This is a genomic window from Candidatus Latescibacterota bacterium (genome assembly GCA_019038625.1).
GTDB lineage: Bacteria > Krumholzibacteriota > Krumholzibacteriia > Krumholzibacteriales > Krumholzibacteriaceae > JAGLYV01.
The window spans coordinates 1-9741 of sequence record JAHOYU010000011.1 but is presented as its reverse complement, the minus strand read 5'-3'; the positions used below and the strand labels follow the sequence as shown (position 1 = coordinate 9741).

Genomic DNA, 9741 nt, shown 5'->3' with positions numbered 1-9741 from the left:
GGCACAAGCGATCCGGATTCGATTGCCAGTTGGATTTGGGACTACAACGATGACAATGTAACGCGGGCGATTATCGACTTCGAGCCTTTCTCGGACAACCCGCTTCCAGCCGAGAAGAAGACCATGGGCGGCTTCAAATCGATGTTTCGGTGAGGGTTAACTCTTTCAGCGAAAGTTCGTTTCCACGTCCCATCCGAATAGCCAAATTATTATGCTGGATTGATGAGAGAATCAACGCAAGCCACGACACGCCCTCCAATTATTGACGGACGCCCATAACGCGGGCTATGACAATTGTGTCAAGAGCCTAGGGGACTACAATCGTTAGGTAACTATTTGGCAGTTGAATTCTTCCCAATGTCGTAATGGACCGCGAGAAGAACTGTGCCCAATTCGACCTCTGGAGTTTCGCCCTGAACTTCAGATGCCGGAGCTTTGCAGGGGCAGGAACAACCTTCTTCGGTTGTAGCCTTGGTCGGTGGCGTCAAATCATTGTCAATTGGCTTGTGCATCTCTCAGTGCTCCCTGTTTAAGTGTACAATCCCGAGCCCTATTCTAATCGGTCGTAAATGTTTTTGGAAGTCTTTTTGCCAAAATGCCGCAAGCCTGTTCTCAGAACCAAAGGTAATGAAAACTGTTGGGCCTGCCCTGAGAAAACAATTCATCAGCAGATCCGAAAAACCGTTTCCTCAGCCTTGATTCCATGAATTCCTAAATGACAGACAGATTAACTGCATTCAAAAACCCCACTTTTTTCTTTAGTTACTAGCCGTTTCCTTCGCGTGGGTGAGGGGTCTCTCTGGTCTGACTGAATGTTGGGCTAGTTAGTGTAGCAATAGAAAGGCTAGAACTCCATGACGCAAGACCGCCAATCTGCATTGGGCCGGGTTCTCAATCACAAGGGCAAGCAGTATTTTTTCGACGTCCATTCCAGCGAAATCCTGCACATAGACGAAGTCCTCGCCTCGCTCCTACCTGTTATTGGTTCGCCAGATGAGGAGTCTTGCCTTTCAAGTCTTCGGGGACTTCATGGCGATGAGGCAGTTGATAGCGCAATTGTCGAATTCCACACCGCGAGATCAAAGGAAGGGCTCTTTCTTGCCGAACGACCAGAAGTTGCCTCCAATTGCGACTCATGTCTCAAGTGGGATCGATACCAGCTAGAGCTTTCCCATTTGACGATTACCCTGACCGACCAATGCAACCTTCGATGCCGCTACTGCCTTCATTCTTCGTCGTGCTCATGGGTTCGGCCCCACAGAGACCGATCGTTGAGCAAAGACGCTGCCGTGAAAGCCCTGCGCTTCTTTGGCGACCGTTGCGGTGATAGCCCACATCCGAATGTCTCCTTTTACGGCGGAGAACCGCTGTTGGAATTCGATTTGATTAAGGCTCTCGTAGCTGAGGCAGACGAACATCCTGATTGGCCGGATATCCGCTTCACTATCGACACCAACGCGACACTCATCACCGAGGAAGTTGCTGAGTTCCTCATTCATAAGAAGATCCACCTCCAGGTCAGTCTAGATGGGCCTGCTGCGACCCACGATCGGTTCCGGGTCACACGCAACGGGGGGCCAACCCATGAAGCCGTTCTTCAAGGACTAAGAACCGTGCTTGAATTGGACGCCGAAGCTGCTTCCAGGATTTCGTTTGTCGCTACGATTACGCCACCATACGATTTTCTGACTGTGGCGAAATATTTTGATCACTTTCCCTTGTTCGAGGAATTCGGGATTTCGAAAGCTCCCTACGTGCGCATGAACCGGGTGAACCTGGAGGGCATTGACCTGGCCGAAGTCGATCCAGAAACAGCGGTCCCTGATGATGGAACGGGAGAACAATTGCGGACTAACTGGCATATCGCTCGGGACTACTATCTCAAAGACCGCTCTGGTGATGGGACGGTCGATCCAAGTCCGACCCTTCGCCAATTCTTCGACACCGATGTGATGCGACTCTACCACCGTCCCCGCAGCCCCCTACCCAGGCCCTATCCTCCCACTGGATTCTGTCAGCCTGGTCAGCGGAGGTTGCACGTACGAACTGATGGCTCATTTCAGCCCTGTGAGCGCGTTGGAGAGTCCTTGGTAATCGGAGATGTAGAACAAGGCATTGACCTGGAAAAGGTCGAGAATCTATTCTCAGGGCTCTTCGGAGCCGTCAGGCATCGATGCGAGGATTGCTGGGCTCTTCGTATGTGCGGGATCTGTTTTACAGCTCTGGCTCCGAAATGGTCGTCCGAGGATCCGGCAGCCACAGAAGTACCGCCGGAATACTGTGAGGCCGTTAAAGCCAATACGGAAGAGGCAATTAGGCTCTTCCTTGATCTGAAAGACCGAAGTCCCGGTGCGTTGGATTTTCTGGAAGGGAGCAAAATGATCTGAGAAACTATTCCTTTCGATCACCCTGAAACGACCCCGATCGTGTAAGTTTTTTGGTTTTCTTTAAAATAGGTGCATTCAAATCCCCATTTATTGGGTTTAACTATTGATGGTTCCAGAAGGCGCGCACCATGGAATCGAAGGGATTTCCGAGCAAAACATGGTACTGGAAACCGAAAAACGGTGGCTGTTGTGGGCTCTTGTAGACCCAGACAGATTAATCCTGTTCTATGATAAGTACTATGGTCGGATCTATGCGTATCTTTATCGCATGACCCTAGATCCGGATTTGGCCAAGGACTTGACCGCCGATACATTCTTGAAGGCCCAACAGAATCTTGGGCGGTTTACTTGGCGGGGAGTGAGTTTTGGGTCCTGGCTGTACCAGATTGCGACCAACGAATTCAGGGCTCACTATCGGAGGAGCAAGAAACGTCGAGAGACCGAGCTTAATGACGATTTCTATCCGGATTCCGCGAACTCGGCTCTGATACAGATTTTGTTGGAGGAAGATCAGCGTATCGTCTTTCAGGCGGTCATGAGGTTAACCCAGCCTTGTCGGGACACATTCCTCCTTCACTACTGGGAGGGAAGAACGGTGAAGCAAATAGCCTATATCCTGAAAATCCCAGAGGGCACTGTGTCATCTCATTTGAGGCGCGGCCGGGAGAGGCTAAAAAAGGAATTGAAGGGACTCAACCCCAAGGGCCCTGGCCCGCGATTCGGTATGAAGAATGAAGGTTCTGCGGATTGAGCTGATTGCCGAATTGGTTTGGAATCCTAAGTCGATCGCCAAGAATCGAGGTTTGCTATGGAAACACCAGAAAATGATACCAAGAGTGCCGATGAAGAATTCGACGATTTGATCCGTCGAAGTGCGCCTTATGTCCGGCCTCCTGATCAGCACCGTGAAATATTGCGGATGATATTGCGATCAAAGATCCAACAGCAGAAACGACGAACGCGCCTACTAACCGGCAGTCTGGTCACAATCATTGCTGCTTTCGGGTTATTTCAGCTTACTAATGTCGGTAGTGATGGATTTGATCTTGTTCCTTCCCGGGGTCCTGTTCTCGATTTTCCGGTTGCCGAAGCTCCTTTCGCCGGAGATAGAATCGCCCACCCGGATCGAGGCAAAGAATTGTCCTCAGAGAGCCTCCTGCAGCTTCGTTCCGTTTACGAGCAAAAATCATCCAAGCAATACGAATTACTCTCGGTCAATGCTTGGACGGTCTCGGGCCAAACGATTATTTTCCTTAATTGGGAAGCAATCGTAGACGGGAAACCTGTTCAATATTCCGATATTCTCACGCCTCCGGACAGAGAGGTTGGACTCCAGTTCAGTAAGTTTTTGGCAGCCAATGAAAGTTCATTTTACGACAGAATAGAGGAAGGTACTGCTAGAATAAGTGGCCGAGAAACGATTGCTGTCGAAGGCATAGATATCCAGTTCACAAAATGGTCCTCCTCGTTTCCGGAGTGGGGGGAGGTGATATTTTGGGACGGGAAGCCGGTCCGTTGATTTCGTTGAGATTTCAGGCTAAATGAACCGTACTTGGATTGGGAAGCGGTTTCAATGCTCTTCGTATCACCTCGGGTGCAACATCTTGAGTGGCCGATTCTCCAAAATAGCGATTTCCCAACTTTTTTGCATTCAAGCTCGCAGGTCCAGCATTGTACCTGGGAGCCGTTCAATTTTGCGCATTGCATGAGATCCATTGGAAGAAAGAATGTCCGCTTCCTACGTCAACTGGAATGTCCAAAACAATGGGCTAGTGCAAAACCTTCGAGTGTTTGATTTAGGTCTGAGACTAAAGGCTGGTAGATGTGCAATTATTTGATATGAGTATCGGGGTGCTTCTTCTTCTGGTGCTTCTTTCGATTATCCTAGCTCCCATCAGGGTGAAGCTGAATGTCAACAGGCTGCTGCGAAGGGAAGGACTCAAGCGAGCAGTGAATTGCTCTCAGTGTGAGATGAGGGCAGACATGGGCAACACGTGCGAGTCGATTTGGATTGGGGCACGCATTAGCTACAGAATTAACAGTTTCTCTCAAGTCCGGGGTAGCCTGAAGAAGACACTCACATCAGTGTGCCCCACTTCATGTGAGGCATATTTTGGTCATATGGCCAGGGTTGATCCGGGAAGACCAAAGGTCCTGATCAATGATGAGGTCCGCAAGGTGTACATTGGCGTATTTGAAAGATTGCGGTCAAGGTTGGAAAAACAGGAGGGTTGATACACGTGGAATCCTACAAGGAACTTGAATCGAAGATAATGAGCGTGTTGACTCTCTCGGTGGCTGAATTCAATGAAGAGAAGTGGGAGGATCTAGGGCTAAATCGAGGGGATTTTTGGGACAAACTATATGTGTCTTCTTTTGATTTGGCCCAAGCGGAAACAACTTTGTTAAACTTCGAAGGAACATATGCATACTTGGTGGGCCCCTTGGGTTCTGGGAAATCAACGTTGGTCCATAAAGTGTATTCCGCTCTGCAAAACGACTCAACACGCAATAACACATGTTTTGTGTATGATTTCAAGCATCGTAGCTCTAAGTATGAAGATTTCGACAACTTCTTCGATGTATTCTACAGGGATTTAGCAGAGGAACTATCAGAAGACTACGAAACAATTAGCGGTAATGTCGTCGAGTATGAGCACATTCTGAATGAAAGCGATTTCGTTGATTTCATCTGGGAGATCAAGGCACTATCGAAATCTCGATTAACACTAATACTGGACAATATTGACGAAATTCACCTTGATGGAGTTATGCCAGATTTGAAAAAATCAATGATCAGGATTCGAAATTTTGGGAAAAACCACGAGATTCTGGGGCTGATTACAATTTTTGCTGTGCGGGATACTAACTTTCACCGGCTACATCCCACAAATTCCTATACAGACTGGTATAAAACCGCCCATATAATTTGCGAAGATACTAATGTAAACGGCGATGGACTAGTTAAGGAACAATCATATGGGCACAATGAGAAATTGATCGATGATGTGTTTGATCTTAGGACAAGCATAATAAAAAACAGATTGTCGGAGCCTCTCGGAGACTACATCGGTTGTATTGTAAAGATGCTACAGGGATACAGCAAATTTGGTAGCAGGATGTGGAATTTGGCCAACAATAGTTTTCGAATCTACGCTGAGCTTATTAGTGAATTTGCCTTATATCTTGAGAAAGTTCAGTTTAATCTACCAGCCGACTGTGAGAAGAAAGAGATAAATTACAGAGTTTTTCGTCAACTATTCTTTGGGTGGCTATATTCGGAAGGGTATCCACAAAGATTTGTTCTTCTTTCGGTCAGTGATATTGAAGATGAACTCTGCTGTTGTGAAAAGCGGATGATTGTTTCATTACTATACAACTGCGAGAAATCAGGCTTGAGAAGGGTAACGGTTAGAGATGTTGCTGAAAGAATGAGAAGAATCGGATATTTGCCAGATGGAGTCTACGAGACACTATTCGATCTTTACAAAACTGGATCTTTAAAGGGGAGGATGGTGAATGTTTTTTCTCCTTTAGCGATAAACTCATGGGAGGCGTTACGGGAGAAAGACATACTGGAAAGCGTGATTCAATTGACCCCTATGGGGCGAGAATCATACGAGAAAAATATTATTAATTTCGAGCTTTTCTGCCGTGCAGTAGGCTCTTCTGATGAGTCGTTTTCTGACCGGTCATCCGATGAATTGGTTGAGATCACTGAGAAGGTTAGTTTATTGCTGTCCAGAATGGGGGAACGGCACTATGAGCATCTGGTAACAATGGAGCACGCTTATTCGGTGGGTGGTGAGCCATTTATTGATTTCTTTTCCAAGCATTTTCTTAAAGGCGGGAGCTACTATATTCAACGTGTTTGTGACTCGATAATTGGTGAGCTTGCAAATTATCGAAAAGATTGTACTGGAGGAAGGATGGCGAGCGGTCGTGCTACGATTACTACGAAGCAATACAATGATCTAGTTAGAAAATTCGAGATTATCAAAGATAAAATCTATAAGAAATGGCCAATTGTGCGCCCATCTATACACGGATGATTTGGGGATTCCTTGCTCTTTGAAGTGGGCGACGTCAAATATTGTAGACATGCTTGCTCTTCTTCCCCTCAAATATTTTGAGTATTTAGTGGTGGCTTATACTTCCTTAATAGAGATTCCTCCAGTGCCAAACGCTGACTCTCACTCGTGACAACTTTTACATGAATGTGCGTGGCTCCAAAGCGGAAGGCTTCGCTCCAACGTTCGTGATTTGGAAGTCGAGATGCCAAGCTTTCTGTCTGGCCAATATACAGGGCGGTCCAATTACCTGGTGAGGATTGAGCGCAGAACAAATAGACCCCTCCGATATCGTTCCAATTTGTGTCTTGTGGATGGATTGAAAATTGATGCCCCTCCCCCCAATTAATTTTACGCTTGTCCATAGTACCCTCCCAGGTTCCCAAATAACTCTTTGTGGTCCGCACCAAAGTGGCTTCACTCGCAAAGCCTGAGTGGTACGGCACTAATGTAATGCAGCGCAAACGGTTTCGGATGCAAAAACTTGGGCGAGAAGGGGATCCTATTAGCGGGGAAATTGAATATTGCAACCTCTCAAATCAACTTTGGGGGGTTAGCCTTTTTCCGTCGGAATTAATGACCGGATTCAATCGGAATCGGTGGCAGGATTGGGTCGGAATACCCACCTTGCCTTAGGATTCATGGTAAAGGAATTTTTTTGCATCCTCACTACTGGGGGAATAGCTCTTTCAAAACCCTGGGTAGTTTCACCTACCTCTGTTTCCTGCCAGCGTCATTTACCGTCTGGCGGACTTTCTCCGGACTGACGGACAAGCCTTCGTGCATCCGAAGTTCATCACTGATGCGACGCACGCCATGCTTTGGTTTGTCAGTGCGGTGAGCAAGGATGCGTTTCTCAAGCTCGGTGCATTGTTTGCGGACTTTCTTTCCTGATGGTTTGCAGCAAAGGCCGCGGATGCCTTTTTCGTTATAAGACTTTATCCACGTGCTGATGGTGTTGGATTTGACGCCAAGAACCTGGGCAACATCTTGCCGATCGGCACCGCAATCGATAGCTTCGATGGCGAGCTGCTTTGCTTCAAACGCAATTGGTGGACTGCGGTGAATCTTTCTCCGAACAGGAACCGCTTGGCCGGTGTCCAGAGGTGGGGATGCAGGTTTTTTGGGTTTGTTTTGACTCCAGAATGACATGATTTTCCCTCCTTATTGTGGCCCGTGACCGGGCCGCTGAGAGGGAAAGTGTCACTTAGTTTTTCATGCAGAAGGCGGACATGTTATACTGGACGCTACATCCTTTATTGCAAACAGATTTCGTCATGTGCACGAATTCTTGTTGATCTAAGCGTCCTGAATCACCTGAATAGGCGGCAAACTCTTCCCCCTGTTTTAGGTCTGAATCGGAATCTGTATCAGGGGGGTGAGCGGACGGATATAGGTTCTGTACCGCTGCATAATTTGGTCGTAGAGCTCTGGGTTACGTCTGCTCTCAACGGTAACCACTAGCGCATAGCGAATGCGGTCGGTTGTAAACGTTGGTGCCCCGAAAGCCCTTGGAGCGAGATGAATATCGAATACGGGATTTTTTAAGCTGCTGCCACGCTTCGCGACTTTGCGGTGTAGGACAGTTTCCCACTTGTGAGCGTCACGCCGATGCTCCGTCTCTGTGGCATAATCCCGCCGTTGGAAGAATGCAGCTGTCTTAGGATGGGTCGAGATTACCCAGTTCCCTCCATCGTCCTTCGTTTTGCCAAACTTCTCATCATGAGGACGAAAAACTATCTCGAGTCCGCTCCGCGTGTAGCACCCAGGGTCTTCGGGGTCGACTGACGTGGCAAAGCAAATTGTTGCTGTAATCGTCACATTACCGGCGAGTGTGGTTTCTGGGAGAGGGATTGGAGTGCGAAGGTGTTGGGCTGGATTGAGCTCACCTTGGTAAACGATTCTTGCTGAACAGTCGGGACATATGACAAGATCCCTGAGGTCTGCAGGTACCCTCCCCCATCCTTGTTCATGTCTCTCCAGATCACCTTCTTCAGTACCGTGAATTAGGATAGCTTTGATTGCCAACGGGCTTAGAGAATCCCCGAAATGCGCACGAACACCAAGTCCCAATCTGAGCGCGGATGGTGCAGCGAAACTTGTGCCGGAGACGGAGTTGACCCGGAGAGGGTCTTGAGGGTCCAAAACGGAGAAGGGGACAGCGTCCCCGCCTCCAAAAGCGAGGAGGTCCGGCTTAATGATCCCGGGGCTGCGGCCTGGACCGACAGCACTATAGGGTGCCCGTGTCCAGTCGCTTGTTGAGGAGTCCGATGCGCCAACAGTGAGTCCGTTTACGCAATCAGAGGGAACAAGGATCCGGTTCAATCCGGCATCGGCATCATACTGCCCGTTATTCCCGGCAGCGACCGTTGCGAGTATCTCTCCGCTGGAAAAAAGCTCATCTAGGACTGCAGTCCATGCATGCACGTCATTGTCTTCGACCGTCAAATCCGGGCCAATACTCAAGTTTACGAATTTGTATCGTCCGTGTTGAAGCACGTTTTGAATGCGTGTCAGGACATCGAAGAGATCATCGTCACTATCAAAATCGGTGTCGAGAACCCTATAATGATCCACATGTGCAAACGGTCGATTTGCTGTCTCACCGGCAGCAAGGGGTCCAAAAAGTAGAGCAGACGTAACCCAGCACCCATGGGTAAGACACTCCACGTGCGCTTCGCCAACGCCATCGGCGTTGAGGGCTGTCACCCAAGGCGAAAGGTATGGCATGTCGGGAAGGCCACCATCGAAAATGGCGGCTCGAACATCTAGATTGAGTGGGGGCTCTGAGGGCAGGACCACGGGTGCTGGAGAGGGTGCAGAGTAAGATCGGACTGGTGAAAGGTGTCTGAGCTTTGGCATTATGCGCGCTACGCGAAGAAACGAAAATTTGGCGAGATCCTCGATTTTATCTTGCGACGCGTGAACCGGGATGAAACACAAACGGCCAGCATAGAGTCGCCTGTCAATGTCGCCGGAAATACCGAGCATCTGGAGATAGGCTCGAAATGAATCAATTATGTAAGGCGTGTTGCGGGAGGCATGCAGGACAACTTCCAAATTGACGTCGGCCGGGCCGCAATTGTCAAACCGAAGGCGATCAAGAGAAGACTCTGCTCGGATCAGCTCAATTCTTGGGAGGTCGTTCGCCGCACGACTCGACTCAGTCCAAGAAGGAAGTTCCGTTGCCCAATCTCTGAATATTGAACGTGGCGCTGATACAAAAAACTGAACCGCCCCGGGTTCTCCGGAGACCTCGTTACTTGAGTCCGACCACCTCAGCC

General features: G+C 48.7%; 7 protein-coding genes. 4 read left to right on the top strand and 3 right to left on the bottom strand.

The genetic code is table 11. The features are described from left to right. Positions 1-854: 854 nt before the first annotated feature. The 4 genes from KOO63_00460 to KOO63_00445 all read left to right on the top strand — a co-directional run bounded on the left by KOO63_00460 (position 855) and on the right by KOO63_00445 (position 6439). On the top strand, positions 855-2387 hold the full coding sequence (locus tag KOO63_00460) for a radical SAM protein (GenBank protein MBU8920308.1): 1533 nt from the start codon (positions 855-857) through the stop codon (positions 2385-2387). A gap of 103 nt (positions 2388-2490) precedes the next feature. Then, positions 2491-3138 carry an RNA polymerase sigma factor gene (locus tag KOO63_00455; protein MBU8920307.1) on the top strand — a complete coding sequence of 216 codons (648 nt, stop codon included), beginning with the start codon at positions 2491-2493 and terminating at the stop codon, positions 3136-3138. 57 nt (positions 3139-3195) lie between these two features. After that, positions 3196-3906, top strand: coding sequence for a hypothetical protein (locus KOO63_00450; GenBank protein MBU8920306.1), 711 nt, complete (start codon positions 3196-3198; stop codon positions 3904-3906). A gap of 721 nt (positions 3907-4627) precedes the next feature. After that, a complete protein-coding gene (locus KOO63_00445) occupies positions 4628-6439 on the top strand; it encodes an ATP-binding protein (GenBank protein ID MBU8920305.1) in 1812 nt (603 codons plus the stop codon). A 68-nt stretch (positions 6440-6507) separates the two neighbouring features. Here the strand turns inward: KOO63_00445 and KOO63_00440 are convergent, their stop codons facing one another. The 3 genes from KOO63_00440 to KOO63_00430 all read right to left on the bottom strand — a co-directional run. Next, complete coding sequence (locus tag KOO63_00440) at positions 6508-6822, bottom strand: GIY-YIG nuclease family protein (GenBank protein MBU8920304.1); 315 nt, start codon at positions 6820-6822, stop codon at positions 6508-6510. A gap of 346 nt (positions 6823-7168) precedes the next feature. Continuing rightward, a complete protein-coding gene (locus KOO63_00435) occupies positions 7169-7609 on the bottom strand; it encodes a helix-turn-helix domain-containing protein (protein MBU8920303.1) in 441 nt (146 codons plus the stop codon). Positions 7610-7804: 195 nt separating this feature from the next. Next, positions 7805-9741 (bottom strand): S8 family peptidase (locus KOO63_00430; protein ID MBU8920302.1); only part of this gene is annotated, 1937 nt, incomplete at its 5' end.

Excerpts from the sequence above, each read along its gene's own strand:
- KOO63_00440 (MBU8920304.1), bottom strand. The coding sequence starts at position 6,822 with ATGGACAAGCGTAAAATTAATTGGGGGGAGGGGCATCAATTTTCAATC.
- KOO63_00460 (MBU8920308.1), top strand. The coding sequence starts at position 855 with ATGACGCAAGACCGCCAATCTGCATTGGGCCGGGTTCTCAATCACAAG.
- KOO63_00450 (MBU8920306.1), top strand. The coding sequence starts at position 3,196 with ATGGAAACACCAGAAAATGATACCAAGAGTGCCGATGAAGAATTCGAC.
- KOO63_00435 (MBU8920303.1), bottom strand. The coding sequence starts at position 7,609 with ATGTCATTCTGGAGTCAAAACAAACCCAAAAAACCTGCATCCCCACCT.